At 70.2% G+C, this 18234-nt stretch carries 16 protein-coding genes and 1 tRNA gene; 5 read left to right on the top strand and 12 right to left on the bottom strand.

Translation table 11 applies throughout. The features are described 5' to 3' along the window. Window positions 1-43 precede the first annotated feature (43 nt). The 6 genes from ABT061_RS08210 to ABT061_RS08185 form a co-directional block, all read right to left on the bottom strand. Window positions 44-613, bottom strand: coding sequence for a hypothetical protein (locus tag ABT061_RS08210; protein WP_350914030.1), 570 nt, complete (start codon window positions 611-613; stop codon window positions 44-46). A 23-nt stretch (window positions 614-636) separates the two neighbouring features. Then, on the bottom strand, window positions 637-1104 hold the full coding sequence (locus ABT061_RS08205; RefSeq protein ID WP_350914028.1) for an SRPBCC family protein: 468 nt from the start codon (window positions 1102-1104) through the stop codon (window positions 637-639). A gap of 322 nt (window positions 1105-1426) precedes the next feature. After that, window positions 1427-1981: a hypothetical protein gene (locus tag ABT061_RS08200; protein ID WP_350914026.1), complete on the bottom strand. Its 555-nt coding sequence runs from the start codon at window positions 1979-1981 to the stop codon at window positions 1427-1429. Window positions 1982-2262: 281 nt separating this feature from the next. Further along, window positions 2263-2742 (bottom strand): hypothetical protein, encoded by a 480-nt coding sequence (locus tag ABT061_RS08195; RefSeq protein WP_350914024.1) that lies wholly within the window; start codon window positions 2740-2742, stop codon window positions 2263-2265. 195 nt (window positions 2743-2937) lie between these two features. After that, window positions 2938-3026: transfer RNA gene (locus tag ABT061_RS08190), tRNA-Ser, on the bottom strand. 119 nt (window positions 3027-3145) lie between these two features. Continuing rightward, window positions 3146-5428 (bottom strand): nucleotide-binding protein, encoded by a 2283-nt coding sequence (locus ABT061_RS08185; protein WP_350914022.1) that lies wholly within the window; start codon window positions 5426-5428, stop codon window positions 3146-3148. Between the two features lie 115 nt (window positions 5429-5543). Between ABT061_RS08185 and ABT061_RS08180 the strand changes: the two genes are divergently transcribed. Next, window positions 5544-6500 (top strand): NAD(P)H-quinone oxidoreductase, encoded by a 957-nt coding sequence (locus ABT061_RS08180; RefSeq protein WP_350914020.1) that lies wholly within the window; start codon window positions 5544-5546, stop codon window positions 6498-6500. Window positions 6501-6505: 5 nt separating this feature from the next. Then, entirely contained in the window at window positions 6506-7024 is a 519-nt protein-coding gene (locus tag ABT061_RS08175; RefSeq protein ID WP_350914018.1) for a bacterial proteasome activator family protein, read from the top strand. 4 nt (window positions 7025-7028) lie between these two features. On the opposite strand, the gene ABT061_RS08170 is transcribed toward ABT061_RS08175, so the two are convergent. Then, complete coding sequence (locus ABT061_RS08170; RefSeq protein WP_350914016.1) at window positions 7029-7829, bottom strand: HAD family hydrolase; 801 nt, start codon at window positions 7827-7829, stop codon at window positions 7029-7031. Between the two features lie 237 nt (window positions 7830-8066). Between ABT061_RS08170 and ABT061_RS08165 the strand changes: the two genes are divergently transcribed. Then, window positions 8067-8270, top strand: a complete 204-nt coding sequence (locus tag ABT061_RS08165; RefSeq protein ID WP_012886943.1) for a cold-shock protein — start codon at window positions 8067-8069, stop codon at window positions 8268-8270. A 210-nt stretch (window positions 8271-8480) separates the two neighbouring features. Here the strand turns inward: ABT061_RS08165 and ABT061_RS08160 are convergent, their stop codons facing one another. Next, complete coding sequence (locus tag ABT061_RS08160; RefSeq protein WP_350914014.1) at window positions 8481-8789, bottom strand: FAD-dependent oxidoreductase; 309 nt, start codon at window positions 8787-8789, stop codon at window positions 8481-8483. A gap of 61 nt (window positions 8790-8850) precedes the next feature. On the opposite strand from ABT061_RS08160, the gene ABT061_RS08155 reads away from it, so the two are divergent. Then, window positions 8851-10338: a hypothetical protein gene (locus tag ABT061_RS08155; protein ID WP_350914012.1), complete on the top strand. Its 1488-nt coding sequence runs from the start codon at window positions 8851-8853 to the stop codon at window positions 10336-10338. Between the two features lie 112 nt (window positions 10339-10450). Here ABT061_RS08155 and serS read toward each other — a convergent pair whose 3' ends face one another. From serS to ABT061_RS08140, 3 genes are all read right to left on the bottom strand, one after another. Beyond that, the gene (gene serS, locus ABT061_RS08150) at window positions 10451-11713 is read right to left on the bottom strand and encodes a serine--tRNA ligase (protein ID WP_350914010.1); all 1263 of its coding nucleotides are present in this window, start codon (window positions 11711-11713) and stop codon (window positions 10451-10453) included. A 62-nt stretch (window positions 11714-11775) separates the two neighbouring features. Further along, window positions 11776-12696: a prephenate dehydratase gene (pheA, locus tag ABT061_RS08145; RefSeq protein WP_350914008.1), complete on the bottom strand. Its 921-nt coding sequence runs from the start codon at window positions 12694-12696 to the stop codon at window positions 11776-11778. A gap of 159 nt (window positions 12697-12855) precedes the next feature. Then, window positions 12856-14256 (bottom strand): glycosyltransferase 87 family protein, encoded by a 1401-nt coding sequence (locus tag ABT061_RS08140; protein ID WP_350914006.1) that lies wholly within the window; start codon window positions 14254-14256, stop codon window positions 12856-12858. 264 nt (window positions 14257-14520) lie between these two features. Between ABT061_RS08140 and ABT061_RS08135 the strand changes: the two genes are divergently transcribed. Then, window positions 14521-16818: a hypothetical protein gene (locus tag ABT061_RS08135; protein ID WP_350914004.1), complete on the top strand. Its 2298-nt coding sequence runs from the start codon at window positions 14521-14523 to the stop codon at window positions 16816-16818. On the opposite strand, the gene mptB is transcribed toward ABT061_RS08135, so the two are convergent. Beyond that, on the bottom strand, window positions 16700-18175 hold the full coding sequence (mptB, locus tag ABT061_RS08130) for a polyprenol phosphomannose-dependent alpha 1,6 mannosyltransferase MptB (RefSeq protein ID WP_350914002.1): 1476 nt from the start codon (window positions 18173-18175) through the stop codon (window positions 16700-16702). The genes ABT061_RS08135 and mptB overlap by 119 nt on opposite strands. Window positions 18176-18234: the final 59 nt, after the last annotated feature.

The raw sequence follows: 18234 nt of genomic DNA, 5'->3' as shown, positions 1-18234 counted from the left end.
GGCCCAACGTGCAGCCTGGCCGATCTACATGGTGGCTCCCCGATCAGGCGCACATCCAGCAGTAGAGCAACTGATCATGCTTCTTCGCGCGGCGAGACAGCCCGACCAGTTCCTTGGCTACCGACTGGAGATACTCCATGTCGACCGAGCTAAAGTGCGAGAACTCCTCGATCTGCGCCCAGCGCTCCACCAGCGCCGGCAGCAATGCATCGTTGGCCTCAGCAAGCAGGTCACGCACATTCACCGAGAGCTCTTCGATGCCCGCCCCATCCAAGTAGGGCGAGTCCTCCGGCAGGGCGTCCCATTCCTCATCGCTCTGCGGGGCGCCTTCCGGCGGGGGATACAGAGCTACCATGTCGACCAGCTCCGTGGAGAGATCGACGTCGCCAATGAGTGCAACCAGCTTGTTTAAGGTTCCCCATGGGTCGATCCACTTGGTCTCCACCGCGTCGAACCCAGCAACCCCGTGAGGCTCTTCGATCGTGCGGGAAGCCTCTGGCCGAATAAGTGCCGCCTCACGATCGGCAGCGCGGTAGTACTCGAAAAAGAGACCCATATGAACGATCCTGTTCAGGTAGCGAGGGGCAAGGCTGACATCAAGACCGACGGACAAGCCAGGAGATTACCGGGAGATCCTCACTCGGCCGTGAGAGTGGCTTCGGCAACCTGCTTGATGTACTGATTCCGAACCCGGATCAACCTGGGCATGTAGTGACGGAGAGCCAGCATTTCAGCGATCCTCCCGAGAGGGCCGAGAGGCGCGGCGAATTCAATGACGTCGCTCATTACCGTACCGCCGTGGTCGTAAGGCTGGAAATAGTGAGCGTGGTACCAGTGTTTGAAAGGGCCTGACACCTGCTCATCGACGAAATAGTCAGGGCGATCGTAAGCGCTGATCGTAGACGTCATCCGCCAACGGATGCCGAAGTGTCGCGCCCGCCACGTAACGGTATCGCCCGGCTTCAAGCTACCAGCGGTCACACCTCCGACTGCTTTCTCGGAAGATCCCGCCATTGAGGCTGCGTGAACATCCACGTCCAGCGAAATGCCGAAGACTCGTTCCGGTGGCGCCATAACATGCGTGACAATCTCAAAGCTTGGCATGCGTCAAGCCTAAGGCAGCGTACTCCAGTGGAATATTCTGGACTGCTTCCTGCCATACCTGACTAGATGTCGTGCGGGAAACATAAACCGCATTAGCAGCTCGGGAGGTCGGCGTTCAGAACAGTCCCACCTGGACCAACGCCCCTGACTGGTCTTCCTGGAACGCGCTGGTGCGGCGGTGAACTGCAACCCAAACTGCAACCCGAGCGGGCTCGTGACCTGCGCGGATACGCGCACCCTCTCCCGGCCACCTACGAACTCTGCTCTTGCCCCTGCTGATGAGGAACCTGCGGGTATCGCCCAAGGCACGGCTCACCAGCCGTCACTGCCAGGCCCGCTCCACGGCCAGCAGGCGTGCGGCCTCCGTCTCGGTCGCGTCCCGGACCGTCAGCAGTTCGCCGTCCTCATCGAGCACGGTCACGATCGCGGAGACCAGCACCTCGTCGCGGGAGCCGTCCTCACTCTCGATCCGCCGGTCGACGCCGAGGACGCCAGGCTCGTTCTCCCTCACCGGCCGCCAGAGCCGGGCCCGGCAGGTCGCGCCGGTGTTGGCTCTCAAAGGGCTCCGAGGATCTTCCGCGTGCCGCCTGAGCATCGTGAAGGTGGGTGCAGTGTCGGGATTGAGCTGCCTGGCGATCCGGGCACGGGTCCTCCTGAGGGCGGCCTCCCTGTCCTCGCTGTTGGGATCGTCGGCCGTGTCGGGCTCTGGCAGGTCGGGCTGACGGCGCAGGGCCGGCCAGTCTGTGGCGGGAACGTATGCGGACGGCCGGGGCGCCGCCGTCGTCCTCTCCGGCCGGGCATGCAGGACGGGGTCGAAGACGTCCCGGATCGGCCAGAGGCTTCCCGCATGACCGAAGGCCTCAGCATGGGCAGGCATGATCGCACTCGTGCGAGTGCCGCGGATGGGTCGTAGCTGGTCAACGCCTCTGACGATCAGACGGTGCGATCGTGGAGCACTCGCATAGGTCGGCTTCCTCATCGCCCTTACGAGAGGTGGCGATGCCTTGCGGCGGTGCGGCCTGGTGCGGTGCGTTGATAGGTACGGCGGGGCCGACGGTCGGCGGGCGGGCCGATTCCCGCCGCCGTTCGGGACCGGCGCCCACGCCGCACGCCCGGACGGCGGGCGGTGGGAGGGCCGTGCGGCGGCGCCGCCTTGAGTCAGACGCTGGCGGCGGTCCACCCCCTGTCGAGTTTGGCCAGCAGAAGCCTGGCGCCGGGCCGGTGGCCTCCCCCTTCGGAGGGATCATCCATGACGCGGTGGAGCACATCCGCGGCGCTACGGACATGACTTGTGATGCCTTCGATCAGGGCGACGGATCCGGACGAGGGATCTTCGTAGGTCTCGAAACCCGGCTCAGGCTGGAAGCAACCCCACCAGTCCAGCAGCGTGTTGAGAGCCTCCTGCCGGGGCGGACCTGGTCGGTCGCTGATGACCCGTAGGAACACGCTCGTAGCCGGGACTGCGGCCGGGTAGAGAGTGCCGGCGTGATCGTTGCTGACCGCGGACCGCAGATCGGCCAGCGCGCGGACGGCTTGTCCGGCGGAGGCGGAGTGCGCCAACGCCTCCACTGCGGCTTGAGCATCCTCGGGACGGTACCAACACGTGCCGGGTATCCGGCTCCAGTCCACCATCTCCACCGTCGCTCCTCGAAGGCGTCCCGCAGCGATTCCTCCAACGCGACCTGCGCGGATGCGACCAACATCATTCCGCGTATATTCCGCGAACACCGACTCAGGGCCGCGCAGCGCGGCATACGGCTGCACACCCCGGAAACGATCAACGGCGCCTCACCAAGGCGAAGTCCCTGGTCAGACGCCGTTTGTGATGCTCAGCGGAGAGCGTGGGATTCGAACCCACGAGACCGGTCACCCGGCCTAGCGGTTTTCAAGACCGCCGCCATCGTCCACTAGGCGAGCTCTCCTGGTGACACGTCCCAAGAACGTGTCAGATTGCACACTAGTCTCTCATTGGCCCGGACGTGCCCGAGACCCGGCAGGCGCTGAACAACAAAGCGGAACATCAGCCTGCCGGGCCGGCGGGTCAGGGTTGGGGACCGGCGAAGCCGTCGCCGACCGAGGCGGCCAGGCGGAGGTAGGACTCGCGGGTGGCGGGCTGGAGCCGCTCCAGGTCGATCTCCGCGCCCTCCTCCAGATGCGTGTCGTAGGGGACCCGGATGACCGCGCGGCAGCGGGCCGCGAAGTGGGCTTCCAGGCGGTCGAGGTCGACGGTCGACTTCGACCTCGGGCGGACGCTGCACAGCACCACGGTGGCGGAGCGGACCAGTTCCTCGTAGTGGTGGGCCTCCAGCCAGTCCAGGGTCGCCGAGGCGGCGCGGGCGCCGTCCACGGAGGGGGAGCTGACCAGGACGAGCTGGTCGGCCAGCCCGAGCACGCCGGACATCGCCGAGTGGAGCAGGCCGGTGCCGCAGTCGGTGATGCAGATCGAGTAGAAGTTCTCCAGGACCTGGGCGACCGACTGGTAGTCGGACGCACTGAACGCCTCGGACACCGACGGATCACGATCGGAGGCGAGGATCTCCAGGCGTGAGGGGGCCTGCGAGGTGAAGGCCCTGATGTCGACGTACCTCTTGATCTGCTGGCGCTCGTTGAGCAGGTCGCGAACCGTCGCGGAGGTTTCGAGCTCGACCTTGTCCGACAGGGTGCCCCGGTCGGGGTTGGCGTCGACCGCGATGACCCGGTCTCCGCGTACCTGGGCGAGGGTGGCGCCGAGGCCGACCGTGGTGGTGGTCTTGCCGACACCGCCCTTGAGGCTGAGCACGGCGACGCGGTGGTGGCCGGTGGCCACCGGGGTGCGCGCGCGGCCGACCAGCTCGCGACGGCGGCGGACCTCGGGGGACTCGCCCGGCTTGATCAGTCCTGCGGACGCCTTGTAGACCAGCTTCCGCCAGCCCCCGGCGGGCGCGTTGCGGCGCCCGCGGAGCAGCGACTCCGGATCCAGGCTGTCGGCCGACGGCCGGGGGGCCGTGCCCGGAGGGTGCTGCCTGGCCGGCGTGCCGAAGGCGGCCGCCGGAGCCGTCTGACGGCGGCGTGCCTGGTACGGCTCCCGCACCGGTTCGGCCGCGTCCCTGCCGGGTGCGAAGGGGTTCTCCCGTTCCATCCGCTCCTGGGCCGAGGTGGCCTCCCACCCGGAGACGGCACCGCGTTCCTGGGATGGGCCGCTCTCCCGGCTGGGTGCGAAAAAGTTCTCCCGTTCCGTGCGTTCCTGGCCGGAGGAGGAGTCCGAGAAGCCGAAGGCACCCGTACCGGAGGAACGTTCCGATGACGGTGACGCGGCCGGCTCCGGCCGGTCGGTGCCAAAGGCGTCGGGTGCCCGGAACGGCTCGGCCTGCTCGGGCTCGTGGGAGGGCGGAGAGACGGGGGCCGGAGCGGGGGCGAAGCGCTCGGATGATTCCTTCGCCGTCGGTGTCGTCGTGGATTCGCCACCGGTGGGGAACCGGTCGGTTTCCACCGAACCGAAGGTGAACCGGTCGGCGGTGGGAGCGGGCAGGTCACCACCGGCATCGGCCGCGGGCCTGTCGGCCCCGGCGCTCTCCACGGAGAAGTCTCCACTGCCGAAGGAGAAGGCCGTGCCGCCCGGGTTGGACTGCGCGCGGTCCTGGCCGCCACCGCCGAAGCCTTCACCGCCGAAGCTCTCACTGCCGAAGCCGCCGCTGCCGAAGGAGAACCGGCCGGGGTCGGTGCCGCCGAACTCGTCGCTGCCGAAGGTGAACCGCTGGGTGTCCGAGGAGGCCGGCGTGGCCGGCTCAGGGTCGGCGGTCCCTGCGGACGAGGTGGACGAGGTGGACGAAGGGGCGGGATCGGAGGACTCCGCCTGGCGCTGGGGTTGCTCGAACAGGCCGCGGGACGGCTCGTGCGCGGGCGCCGCGAACGGGGTGCGGATGTGCGGCTCGGTGAAGTCCCCCGGAGTGCTGTCGCCGGCCTCCTGGCGCGGCAGGGGCTTGAGCGGCGCGAGAAAGCCGTCGTTGTCCTGCTTGCCGGATGCCGGGGCGGGCACGGTGAAGGAGCTCACCGTGTCGGAGGCCTCCAGCCAGTCGGCCGCGTCGGCGTCCTCGACCGGCGGTTCGGCCGTCGGCGAGCTCGTGGCCGGGTGGGCCGAGTCGACGGCCGCGCGGAACAGCGGCGAGGACGCCGTGTCGGGCTCGGCCGGGACCAGACTCCAGGGGTCCTTCGGGTACGGCGAGACGACGGTGTCGTCCACCGTGGTGGCCTGCACCGCCAGGGCCGGCGCCTCCTCCTGCTCTTTGATGGCGTCAAGCCACGCGAGCTGTTCCTCGAGAGATTCCTCACGATCGTGTCTTGCCACCGTGTTCCCCCTCGGGATGGGCATAAAAGGGCAGCAAACACATAGCAGGTTAACGCCCTGTGTTCTTGTCAACGCGAGCAACCACCAAGTTGGCTTGGCGGATACCTTTGCTCACATGCGCGCCATCGTGATCGATAAACCAGGCGGACCGGAAGTTCTGACGTGGCGGGAGGTTCCCGACCCGTTACCCGAGCGCGGCGAAATCATCATCGACGTGGCGGCCTCCGCGGTCAACAGGGCCGACGTGCTGCAGCGGCTGGGTTTCTACAATCCGCCCGCCGGCGCCTCTCCGTACCCGGGACTCGAGTGTTCCGGCGTGGTCGCCGAGGTGGGGCCGGACGCCGTGGGATTCGCGCCGGGTGACCGGGTGTGCGCGCTGCTCAGCGGCGGCGGGTACGCGGAGAAGGTCGCCGTGCCCTGGCAGCAGGTCATGCGGGTGCCCGACGGCGTCGACCTCGTCGAGGCGGCCGGGCTGCCCGAGGTGGCCTGCACCGTCTGGTCCAACGTCTTCATGACCGCGCGCCTGCGGAAGGGCGAGACCCTTCTCGTGCACGGCGGCGCCAGCGGGATCGGCACGATGGCCATCCAGCTGGCGAAGGCGTTCGGCTCGCGGGTGGTCGTCACCGCCGGGTCGCCCGAGAAGATCGCCCGCTGTCTGGAACTGGGCGCCGACGAGGGGATCGACTACCGGCGGGAGGACTTCTCGGAGAAGGTCGAGGCCGATGTGATCCTCGACATCATGGGGGGCAGGTACCTGCCGGGGAACGTCAAGGTGCTCAGGACGGGCGGGCGGCTGGTCGTGATCGGCCTGCAGGGCGGTACGAAGGGCGAGCTGGACCTGGGGGCCCTGCTGGCGAAGCGGGCCTCGGTGCACGGCACCACCCTGCGCGCCCGGCCCGTCGACGAGAAGGGGGTCATCGTCCGCGGGGTGGTGGAGAACGTCTGGCCCCTGGTCGACGCCGGGGCGATCCGGCCCGTGGTGCACGCCCGGGTGCCGCTGAGCGACGCGGCCGAGGCTCACCGGATCCTGGAGTCCGGAGAACACACCGGGAAAATCCTGCTAGTAGGTTGAAGACTATGAACGCTGAGGAGAGCACTCCGCACATCGTTGTCGTGGGCCCCCATGGCTCTCAGGAAGATGAGACCTCCGAGGGACGATCGGTCGCCGACCTGGTCGAGCAGCCCGCCAAGGTGATGCGTATCGGCAGCATGATCCGTCAGCTCCTGGAGGAGGTCCGGGCGGCTCCGCTGGACGAGGCCAGCCGCAAACGGCTCAAGGAGATCCACCAGAGCTCCATCAAGGAGCTGGAGGACGGTCTGGCGCCGGAACTGGTCGAAGAGCTGGAACGGCTGTCGCTGCCGTTCACCGAGGACGTCAACGGCGCCCCGCCGAGCGACGCGGAGCTCCGGGTCGCCCACGCCCAGCTGGTCGGCTGGCTTGAGGGGTTGTTCCACGGCATACAGACCACGCTCTTCGCCCAGCAGATGGCGGCCCGCGCCCAGCTGGAGAACATGCGCAGGGCCCTGCCCGGCGGCATCTCCCTCCAGCAGCAACAGCAGGAGGGGCACGGCGCCAACCCGGGCCCCTACCTGTAGGGCCTCAGGGACTGTAGAGCCGTTCGAGGACTCCGGCGACCCCGTCGTCGTTGTTGGCCGCGGTCACGTGATCGACCGCGGCCAGCACCTCCGGATGGGCGTTGGCGACGGCGTACGAGACGCCCGCCCAGCGGAGCATCGGAAGATCGTTGGGCATGTCGCCGAAGGCGATCACTTCGTGCGGCCCGATGTCGCGTGTCATGGCGAGATGGGCCAGCGCCGAGGCCTTCGTGACGCCGTGCGCGCTCATCTCGATCAGTGCCCGGCCGCTGGAGTGAGTGGGAGTGACCAGATCGCCGACCAGCCCGCAGACCGCCGCGTGGAGGATGTCGGGATCCATTGTGGGGTGGAGTGCCAGCAGTTTGGCGCAGGGCCGCGAGGTGAGCGTGGTCGTCCCCACCCGGAGGCCGGCGACCGCCCTGCTGTCCCACCCGCCGAGACGGAAGTCCGATTCGTGGGCGAATCCACCCTCGTATTCCACTGAGAAGGCGAGGTCGGGAACCTTTTCCCTGAGCCGTCTCACCACCTCTTCAAGCACGTCCGGGTGGATGAGGTGGGATTTGACGATCTGTTCGGTGTGCAGGTCGTAGACGAGGGCTCCGTTGGCGCATATGGCCAGCCCGCGATGGCGCACGGCTCCGGCGACCGTGTGCATCCAGCGGGGCGGCCTGCCGGTCACGAAGACCAGCGCCGCCCCGGCGTTCTCCACAAGCGCAAAAGCGGCGGCGGTACGGGGGGAGACGGTGCCGTCCGAACGCAGAGCGGTGCCGTCGAGGTCGGTGGCGACCAGCCTGGGGCTTCGCATAACAAGTCCCAGTCTGCACTGTGATGGCCGGGGTGTCGGCCCCCAGCATCCCGTCCCAGGAATCTTCCTGATGGCGGGAACACGCATGCGCCGGATAGTGTTAGATGTGATGGCGTTGTATTAGCTGAATCCCGTTGTGAAAACCAGTTTGACTGAGCCACCCCGGGGCCCGCTGTACGACACATGGGGTTCATGAGGTGTGAATCCCAAAGTTTCAAATCCTGAGGGAGAGCTTTAATGGCTCAGGGAACCGTCAAGTGGTTCAACGCTGAAAAGGGCTTCGGCTTCATCGCACCGGATGGCGGTGCACCGGACGTGTTCGTGCACTTCTCCGAGATCCAGGGCAACGGCTACCGTAGCCTCGAAGACGGCCAGCGGGTCGAGTTCGAGATCACCCAGGGCCAGAAGGGCCCGCAGGCCTCGCAGGTCCGCGCCGTCTGACGCATAGACCTCTTGGTTGAACCTGTTTGACCGGAAGGCGGGGTTCGCTCCTGGCGAACCCCGCCTTCCGCATTTCCGGGACATCCCAACTCGCGGTCGGGCGATCATTCGGCCGTCCGGGTGGCCGCCTGTGCGGTCCCACCGCCTCCGCCCGCGAACACCGGCCCCCGCGCCGCCCCCGCCCTCGTCGGCGGCCGGAAGGCGAGAGCCTCATCGGTGGACAAGACCCGAGAGCCGCCAGGCGAGACGCCGGCGGAAGGCCGGGCTGATCGCCAGGGCCCGGTTCCTGTGCACGTTGGCCGGCCTGGAGAGCCGGCCGGCGAAGGCGACGACATGGAAGGCGATGGGGCGACGGTCGGCGGTGTAGCGGTCCAGATCCACCGACCCGCCGCTGAGAGCGATTGTGAGGGCTTCGGCCAGGGCGGTGGCGCCGGGGATGCCGATGTTCATTCCCTGCCCTCCTGCGGGACTGTGGGCGTGCGCGGCGTCACCAACGAGGGTGCCGCCGAGCGAGGGCACGACCGGGTCACGAACGCCGCCGTACCCGAACCGAGCCGCGTCGTGGCGGGTCTACCCGTCCATGAAGCATCCGCACGGCCCCGTCCTCGCCTGGTTCGGGCATCCGGCGACGGTTGCCGCCACCATCCTGCTGCTGGTCAACGACCATCTCCTCAAGGCCCTGTGGCCCGGCCCGGTCACCGGCAAGCTGAGCGATGTCGCGGGGCTGCTCGTCGCGCCGCCCGTGCTCGCCCTCGCCTTCCTTCCCGCCCTCGCTCTCACCCGGGCAGGCCCCTTCTCCTCCGTCCTGGCCCGGCTCGCCGCACCGGTGGCGACCGTCGCCACCGGTGTCGGTTTCACCCTGGTCAAGACCACCGAGGGGGGCGCGGAATTCGCCTCCCGGGCGTGGACCCTGGTCGCGGGCCCTTCCCGGGTCCTGGCCGACCCGACCGACCTGGTGGCCCTGCCTGCGCTGGGCGTCGCCTGGCTGGTCTGGCGTGGCTGCCGGTCCGACCAGGCGGTACGGCGTGCCCGCGCGCTGGTCGTCGTCCCGTTCGCCCTCGTCGGGGTGACCGCCACTTCGGCCGTCCCGCCCCCGCCCACGGCCCTGTCGGTCTCGGCCGACGACGAAGCGATCATCGTCTTCATCGACTACGGCCCCTCATCGGCCGCCGTCTCGCGAGATGGCGGCCGAACGTGGAGTATGCGGCCCGATCCCGTTCCGGTGCCCGCGACACCGTCCTTCCCGCCCTCACCCGCCACTCATGCCTGCCTGCCGGACGACCCGAGGCACTGCTACCGCGTCGTCCCGCCGCGACTGGGCGTGGACGAGTCCCGGGACGGCGGGATGAGCTGGAAAACGGTGTGGGGAGTCTCCGAGGGACGCGAGGACGCTCTGCGCCGGAGCAACGATCACCCCTACACACCGCCGTGGCAGGGTTCCGCCGCCATCGCGGTGCAGCGCGTGCCCGAGGGCCACGTGGTGGTGGCGGCCAACGGCACCGACGGCATCGTGGTACGCGACCCGCGGGGAGGCTGGCGGCGGTTCGGCTTCTCGGCCGACGGCCTCTACTCCGACGCGGCGGTCCCGCTCGACGCGCTGAACGTCGATCTGAGAATGGAGCACCGCATCGGCCTCTTCACCGGCCTGCTCGCCTTCATGGTCGGCATGACCGCCGCCCGGCGCCGCGAACCACAGGACAGCGGCCTCGCGGCAGCCGCGTACGTCCTCGCCGCGCTCGGATTCCTCTCCGTCCAGCCATCGGAGAGCCTTATCAGCCCCTTGTTCTTCCTGTTCGGCTGTGCCTGCGGCCTCACCGCGACCGCCCTCACGGCCGCGGCCGCGATCAAGGCACGCGTACCGGCCCGAACCTGGATCACGCTGCCGGTCATCGCCGTCTGCATACCGGTCGCGATCTGGACCATCTTCTCCGGTTGGCTGTCCGGCACCCCGGACGACTACTCGACGGCCGGGTTTCTCGCCTGGCTCGCGGGCTGCGCCGGGGTCGGGACGTCGGTCCTGATCGGCTGGACGGCGGCGAGAGGCGCTGAGGAACGTCGGGTGGCGTGAACGCACGAAGGCCCCGACCGCGGCACAGGTTCCGATGGCCGCCGCACCGTCCGGCTCGGAGGGTGCGGCGAACTTCGTGATCCGGCGGGCCGGGCGGGGCCTTCGAAGACGGCTACTTGACGGGTTCGAGCACGTCGAGGCCGACGTACGGGCGCAGGGCCTTGGGCAGCACGACGGAGCCGTCGGCCTGCTGGTGGTTCTCCAGGATCGCGACGATCCAGCGGGTGGTGGCCAGCGTGCCGTTCAGGGTGGCCACGTGCTGGGGCTTGCCACCGGAGTCACGGAAACGCACCCCGAGGCGGCGGGCCTGGAAGTCGGTGCAGTTGGAGGTCGAGGTGAGCTCGCGGTAGCGGCCCTGGCTCGGCACCCACGCCTCGCAGTCGAACTTCCGGGCGGCCGAGGTGCCCAGGTCTCCGGCCGCGGTGTCGATCACCCGGTAGGGCAGCTCGACCTTGGCCAGCATCTCCTTCTCCCAGTCGAGCAGGCGCAGGTGCTCGGCGTGCGCCTCCTCCGGCCGGACGTAGGAGAACATCTCCACCTTGTCGAACTGGTGGACCCGGATGATGCCCCGGGTGTCCTTGCCGTACGAGCCGGCCTCGCGGCGGAAGCACGAGGACCATCCCGCGTAGCGGTACGGCAGCGCGGAGCCGTCCAGGATCTCGTCGCCGTGGTAGGCCGCCATCGGCACCTCGCTCGTGCCGACCAGGAACAGGTCGTCGCCGGGCAGGTGGTAGACCTCGCCGGCGTGGGCGCCGAGGAAGCCGGTGCCCTTCATCGACTCCGGCTTGACCAGCACGGGCGTGATCATCGGGACGAAGCCCGCCTCGATCGCCTGCTGCATGGCCATGTTGAGCAGCCCGAGCTGGAGCCGCGCGCCGACGCCCCGCAGGAAGAAGAACCGCGAGCCCGACACCTTCGCGCCGCGCTCCATGTCGATGGCGCCGAGCAGCTCGCCGAGCTCCAGGTGGTCTCTGGGCTCGAAGTCGAAGGACGGCTTCTCGCCGATCTCCTCCAGGACGACGTAGTCGTCCTCGCCGCCCTCCGGAGCGCCCTCCTCCACCAGGTTGGGCACCGTGTAGATCAGCTCATCGAGCTCGGCGGCGAGCTTCTCCGCCTCGGCCTCGGCCGACTTGACCTGCGAGGAGAGATCCTTCGCCCGCTCCAGCAGGCTCGCCTTCTCCTCCCCCGAGGCGCGGGAGACCGACTTGCCGACGGTCTTCTGCTCGGCGCGGAGCGTCTCGAAACGGCTCAGCGCACCACGTCGGCGCTCATCAAGGTCGAGCAGCGTGTCGACGACAGAGTCGTCCTCACCGCGGGCACGCTGCGACGCCCGTAGCCGGTCCGGATCCTCACGAAGGGTACGCAGGTCAATCACAGTCACAGGCTACCGAGGTACGGCTCGCGTCCGCGCCCGGTTTGCTCCGTAGCGGTCGGCGATCAGCTCTGGCCGGTACGGATCCTGTCGAGCCAGGCGGCGGCCTCGGCGAAGTCGTCGTTGTTCGTACCGCGCTTGATCTGCGGTGCGAAGGCGTCGGCGCGCGGGTAGCTGCCCAGGAAGCGCACCTTGGCGGAGATCCGGTGCAGACCGGAGATCGCCTCGCCGACCCGGGCGTCGGCGACGTGGCCCTCGAAGTCGAAGTGGAAGAAATAACGGCCGATGCCGTCGCCGGTGGGCCGCGACTCGATGCGGGACAGGTTGACGCCGCGGACGGAGAACTCGGTCAGCATCTCCAGCAGCGCGCCCGGATGGTCGTCGGCCAGGAAGACCACCAGGGAGGTGCGATCGGCACCGGTCGGCTCGGGCAGCGGGCCGGGACGGGTCACCCGGACGAACCGGGTCACGGTGTCGGTGCGGTCACCGATCCCGGTCGCGAGCTGGACGAGGCCGTAGTGCTCACCGGCGATGCGCGCGGCGATGGCCGCGTCGTACGGCGAGCCGGGGATCGCGACCTCCTGCGCCGCCGCCGCCGTCGACGGGGCGGCGACCACCACGGCGTCGGGCAGCTCGCGGGCTGTGAAGTTGCGGCACTGGGTGATGGCCGCCGGGTGGGTGAAGACCCTCTTGATATTTCCCATCTCGGTGCCGGGGCGCGCCAGGAGCGAGAACTCGACGGGCAGCAGCAGCTCCGCGGTGATGAGCAGCGGCTCCCCCTGGGCGAGCTCGTCAAGGGTCGTGGTGATGGCGCCTTCGAGTGAGTTCTCCAGCGGGACGACCGCTCCGTCCGCCTCGCCACGCCGGACCGACTCAAGGGCCGCGGTGATGTTCGGGCTCGGCAGACGCTCGGCCTCCGGCGCCAGGATGCGCAGGGCCTCTTCGGTGAAGGTTCCCTCCGGTCCCAGGTAAGCGAATTTCGGCATGACCTCAGGTTATCCGGCGACTGTCGAAAAATGTGCCCAAGATCGCACCTCCGGGCCGTTTGGTCCTCCCCAAGACCACCCGAGGTCGCTCCGCATTAAGCTGCTTCGCCCTACAAGTCACATCAAACTTGGTCATTTCACACCACGGATCACCCCGTATCAGCGGAGCGCCTGGAATGCCGCTCTCCGTCCGGGCAGCCACACCCCCAGCAGCCAGACCAGGAAAAGCGCGCCCAGCCCGAACCCGTTCTGCACGATCTTGCCGAGCACGGGGCTGAGCACCGGGATCTCCGCCGCCTTGATCGTCACCCCCCACCAGGGGATCGGCAGCACGTAGTAGAGCCAGACGCCGGCGGCCACCCGGACCCTGACCGGGTCGCGCCCGTCGCCGGCCAGCGCCCCGAGCACCACGACCACCCAGGCCAGGTGGTGGATCCAGGCGACCGGGGAGAGCAGCACCGCCATCAGCCCGACCAGGGCGACCCCGGCCATCGGGTGCCCGTCGAGCAGCGCCCGGCGAGCGTGGCGGAAGCCGTACCAGGCGACCACCGCGACCAGCGCCACCCAGAGCAGGCTCGTCAGCACGTCGGGCAGGTAGAGCCGGATGAGCATGCCGCGCATCGACTGGTTGGTGGTCGCGGCGTTGGCACCGAGCCGCTCGGGGTCGAGCAGCGCGCGGAACCAGAAGTCGGCGGCGTCCGCCGGGATCACCACGAACGGCAGCAGGGTCAGCAGCACGGCGGTGAGCGCGGCGACGAGGAAGGTGTCGCGCTGCTCCCGCCTCGCCCCGGGGCCGAAACCGGTGATAAGTAGGTAGATCAGGAAGACGCCGGGGGTGAGCTTGACCGCGGTGGCCAGGCCGATCAGCATGCCGCGCGGCCACACCGGTCGCCTGGCCACGCAGTCGGCCAGGCAGAGCGCGACGAGCAGGATGTCCACCTGGCCGAAGCGGACCTGGTCCCTGATCGGCATCAGGTAGGTGCACGCGATCATCAGGACGGCGAACAGCAGCGGCGCCCACAGCCGGTCCATCCCGCGCAGTCTCTCCAGACCACCCGCCCAGCCCGTCCCACGAGGCCGGGTACGCGCATCCGCCCGTACCAGGTCTCCGGCGGGCGTACCGGGAACGACCACCGGCGAGGCCGGCACCGCGCCCTGGGTGCCCGTCCCGGTGAGCAGGGCGCGGAAGGAGAGCCCGACGGTGACCGCCAGGGTCAGGAAGATCAGTGCCGTCCACGCCCACTGCGCCGCCGGCCACGACATCGCCGCCAGCGGGGTGGCCAGCAGGGCGGCCACCGGCGGGTAGGTGAACGGCAGCAACTGCGGCGCCGGGGTGACGAACCCGTAGACGGACCGGCCCTCCAGCACCGCCTCCCCGCCGGTACGGTACACATCCAGGTCGACCAGGCGCTGGTCGTCCACGTTGCCCAGCCAGTAGAGCACCAGCGGGGCCACCGCCGCGGCGACCAGCAGCAGAGCGGGCAGCCAAGGTAGCCACCTCAACCACGTCAGCCACGTCCACGTGCGCCGTCCGGCCGTGGTCACCTCGCCAGTCCTCACGACCAGGCAGGCTACCGTGGGGCCGGGGAAACGACCGCCCGACGGATACGGACAGGGGAACGGATGGCTTCGACACCGCGCGGTCGCGGACTCGCGCGCCCGGCCGCCACCGGGACGCCCGGCGCCGCGACACGGCCGGGGCGGCCCGCGCGGCCGACGCGCCCCCTGTCCACCGGGACTCCGCCCGCCGAGGTCGTCATCCGGTACGGAACACGCGGGTCACGCGGCTCGGAAAAGAATCGGCCAACGGGGTTCTCCAGGACCGTGCTGATCACCATGTCCCTGCTGCTGGCCGGGGTCTGCGGGCTCCTGGGAGCCCTTGGTGCCGGTACGGCGAGCGCCTCGGTGGCGAGGGCGCTTCCCGAGCGGGTCGTGGTCATCGGGGTGCCGGGGCTGGAGTGGAGTGACCTGGACCCGGAGCGGACCCCGAACCTGTGGAGGCTCGCGGGCGAGGGCGGGTCCGCCTCCATGTCCACCCGGGCGGTTCCGCCGCCGGACCGGGGGATCACCTGCCCGGTGGCGGGCTGGCTGACGGTCTCCGCGGGCCAGCGGGCGGGTGCCCCGGGCGCGGGCTGCGCGCTGCCGCGCACGCCGGAGGCGACCTCCGACGGCGGGGCGAACGTGCCCGGCTGGGACGAGCTGTCCGCTTTCAACGCCACCACCTCCTACCGGCCGATGCTCGGGCAACTGGGTCGGCTCGCGGCCGGAGCGGGCCTGAAGGTGGCCGCCGTCGGGCCGGGGGCCGCGCTCGCCGCCGCCGACACATCAGGAAAAATCGCGAAATACGCGGCGAACATCGAGGAACTCGGCGAGCTGTCCCCGTACGGGCTGATCGTGGTGGAGGCCGACGACCTGGCCAGGGCCTGGATCGGCGGCGGCCTCACCCCGGACGGCGTCCCGGTCTCGATGACCGCTCAGACCAGGCGGGAGGCCGTGGCCAGAGCCGACCGCGTGGTGGGCGCGGTCCTCGACCGCCTGCCCCCGCCACGCGCGGCCGCCACCGCTCCGGCGACGCCCCCCACACCGACCTCCGAAACCGCGCGGGCCCCCGGAACCGCGCAGACTCCGGAAGCCGGGAAGACACCCGGGAGCGGGACCACGGTCCTGCTCGGCGGCCTGGCCGACACCTCGATCGCGCCGCACCTGCACGTGGCGATCGCCCGGGGCCCGTCTCCCGGCGGTGAGCCGTACCCGCGCGGCTACCTCACCGCCACCTCCACCCGCCAGGACGGCCTGGTCGCCAACACCGACCTGACCGCCACCGCGATCGACCTGCTGGGCCTGCGGGCCCCGAACGGGGTCGTCGGCCGGGCCTGGCAGGGCCAGGAGCCGAGCGGGGAGCCGGTCGCGGCGACCGTGCGGAAGCTGGCGGACGACGACCTGGCGAGCCAGGTGCTGCGCGAGGTGCGAGGACCGTTCTTCGCGGTGTTCGTGGCGGTGCAGATCCTGTTCTACCTGCTGGCCGCCGTCGCGATCCGGCGGGGCTGGGGCGGCTCCCGAGCCCTGACCGCCGTCCAGGTCGTCGCCGTGGTCAGCGGGGCGATCGCGGTCTCCACCTTCCTGGCGCAACTCGTCCCTTGGTGGAGCCTGCCCGCCCCGATGGCCGCGGTGATCGTGACGATCCTCGGATTCGCCTGCGTGATCACGGGGGTGGCGTTCGCCGGGCCGTGGCGGACGCACCCGCTGGGCCCGCTGACCGTGGTCGCCGCCATCACCTCGATGGCGCTGCTGGCCGACGTGATGACCGGCTCGGTGCTCCAGGTGAACGCGGTCACCGGCTACGAGCCGGTGACCGGCGGGCGCTTCTACGGTTTCAGCAACATCGCCTTCGCCGTCTACTCCGCCGGTACGATCCTGGCCCTGGCCGGGACGGCCCAGTGGCTGATCTCACGCGGCCGGCGCGGGCTCGCGCTCGCGGTGTGCGTGACGTACGGAGGGCTGGCGGTGTTCGCCGACGGCTGGCCCGCGTGGGGCGCCGACTTCGGCGGGGTTCCGGCGTTCCTGGTGGGGGTCGCCATCCTCGTGATCCTGCTGGCCGGCGGGCGGGTCTCACCGGTCAAGCTGGGCCTGGCCGGTCTGGCGGGTGTCCTGCTGATCGGCACCATCGCGGTCGCCGACTGGCGCAGGCCCGCCGACCAGCGCACCCACCTGGGCGCCTTCGTCCAGCAGGTGCTGGACGGGGAGGCATGGACCGTGGTCGGCCGCAAGTTCGGCGCGATGATCGGGGTCACGGTCGGCAACTGGTCACTGTCCCTGCTCACGCTGGTCGCGCTGGCGTTCCTGTTCCTGGTGCTCGACCGCCCCTCGCGATGGGGGGCCTCGGCCCTGGGCCGGGCCTACGCGCTCTCGCCCGCGCTGCGCGCCGGGCTGATCGGCGCGCTGGCCTGCGCGCTGATCGGCTTCCTGATGAACGACTCGGGCATCGCGATTCCGGCGATGGCGCTCACGGTCGCGGTTCCACTGACGCTCGCCGCCTCCGTGCGCGCCCTGGCGCTCTCGCCGCCCAGCACACCAGGGCGATCGTCAGTGCCAGCAGCGTCCACGGCACCACCCGCTCCCTGAGCAGGGTCTTCATCCAGAGCAGGTCCTCAGGGCGCAGCGCCTCCCTGGCCGGCAGGTAGCCCAGCGACAGCGCGACGACCCTGGCGACCATGAAGCCCTCCAGCACGGGCCAGGACGCCATGGCCAGCAGCGCGAAGGCCAGCCCGTCGTACCAGGGCAGCGCGTACGGCGCGGCGAACAGCCAGGCGACCACCATCACCGCGGCGACCGCGGGCGCGGTGTCGCCGGGCGCGGTCTCCGCGGGCAGTGCCCGCAGCAGCAGCCAGGCCAGGCAGACCATCAGCAGCAGGGAGCCGATCTGGATCCAGGCCGAGTACGCGCCCGGCCCGAAGAGCGACTGGAGCCCCACCTTGACGAGCTGCCAGGGTGTGGCGAGGGAGACCTTCCTGCTGGCGGCGCTCACCTGGTCGAGCACGTGCGGCCCGGCGACGGCGTAGATCGCCACCACGGTGGCCGTCGCGGTCCCCGCCACCACGGCGAGCCTGCCCGGCGAGCGGCGCAGCTCCCACGCCGGGCCGAGGGCGACGAGCCCGGCGTTGAGCTTGACCCCGATGCCCACCCCGAGCAGCAGCCCGGAGGCGGCCCCGCGAACCGTGAGCGCGGCGACCATGCAGGCGATGGCGAGGGTGTCGATGTGCATCCCCGCGCCCAGGTGGTAGATCATCAGCGGGTTGGCCGCCCAGAGCAGTGCCGCCCGCCCGCGCAGTTCCTCGTCCCCCCTGGCGAAACGGTGCAGTAGCAGCGCGGTACCGATGAACGCCGCGGCGTTGACCGCGGCCATCACGAAGACCGTCAGCCGGACCGAGTCGCCGCCCACGAGGCTCGCCAGCGCCTGTACCGCGGTGGCGACCGGGCCGTAGACGCTGGTCACCCCGGCCCACTCCTCCACCGCGCCGGTGACCGGATCGTGGGGCAGCAGGGCGGGGGTGACCGCGTAGGGGTCCTGGCCGAGCGTGACCAGCCTGCCGTACGCGGCGTAGTTGAGATGGTCGGCCGAGCCCGAGGGCGGCAGGAAGGCGAGCAGCCCCGCGACGGCGCAGCCCGCCATGAGCAGCCATCGCGCCTCCGGCCTCCACCGGGACCTGAGCGCGGCGGCGAGCCCGAGCCCGCCCAGGACGATCGCGACGGCGCCCATGGCGATGACCAGATGGGCGCTCACCGGAACGTCCAGCGAGTACGGCGGCTGCCAGGACGGCCCGGGCAGCCTCGGGACCATGGCGGAGGGCCCCAGCAGCCCGATCAGGACCGTGACCGCCACCGAGAGCCCCATGGCCCCGAACGCGGCGATGTCGAGCCTCCGCGGCATGCCGCCGAGGGGACTCCGCCTCTTGTCGCCGACCGACGCCTCCAAGCTCACCCGCAGATTCCAGCACATCCCACAGGTGCCCGGTGCGGCGGCGGCGGACCGGACGGCCC

This window comes from Streptosporangium sp. NPDC002544 (assembly GCF_040295965.1).
Lineage (GTDB): Bacteria > Actinomycetota > Actinomycetes > Streptosporangiales > Streptosporangiaceae > Streptosporangium.
This window is presented reverse-complemented; position numbering and strand designations above follow the sequence as displayed.

Bases quoted from the DNA above. Each gene is read 5' to 3' on its own strand.
- ABT061_RS08205 (WP_350914028.1), bottom strand. From the start codon at position 1,104: ATGCCAAGCTTTGAGATTGTCACGCATGTTATGGCGCCACCGGAACGA.
- ABT061_RS08200 (WP_350914026.1), bottom strand. From the start codon at position 1,981: ATGCCTGCCCATGCTGAGGCCTTCGGTCATGCGGGAAGCCTCTGGCCG.
- ABT061_RS08180 (WP_350914020.1), top strand. From the start codon at position 5,544: ATGCGCGCCATCGTGATCGATAAACCAGGCGGACCGGAAGTTCTGACG.
- ABT061_RS08175 (WP_350914018.1), top strand. From the start codon at position 6,506: ATGAACGCTGAGGAGAGCACTCCGCACATCGTTGTCGTGGGCCCCCAT.
- ABT061_RS08170 (WP_350914016.1), bottom strand. From the start codon at position 7,829: ATGCGAAGCCCCAGGCTGGTCGCCACCGACCTCGACGGCACCGCTCTG.
- ABT061_RS08165 (WP_012886943.1), top strand. From the start codon at position 8,067: ATGGCTCAGGGAACCGTCAAGTGGTTCAACGCTGAAAAGGGCTTCGGC.
- ABT061_RS08155 (WP_350914012.1), top strand. From the start codon at position 8,851: ATGAAGCATCCGCACGGCCCCGTCCTCGCCTGGTTCGGGCATCCGGCG.
- pheA (WP_350914008.1), bottom strand. From the start codon at position 12,696: ATGCCGAAATTCGCTTACCTGGGACCGGAGGGAACCTTCACCGAAGAG.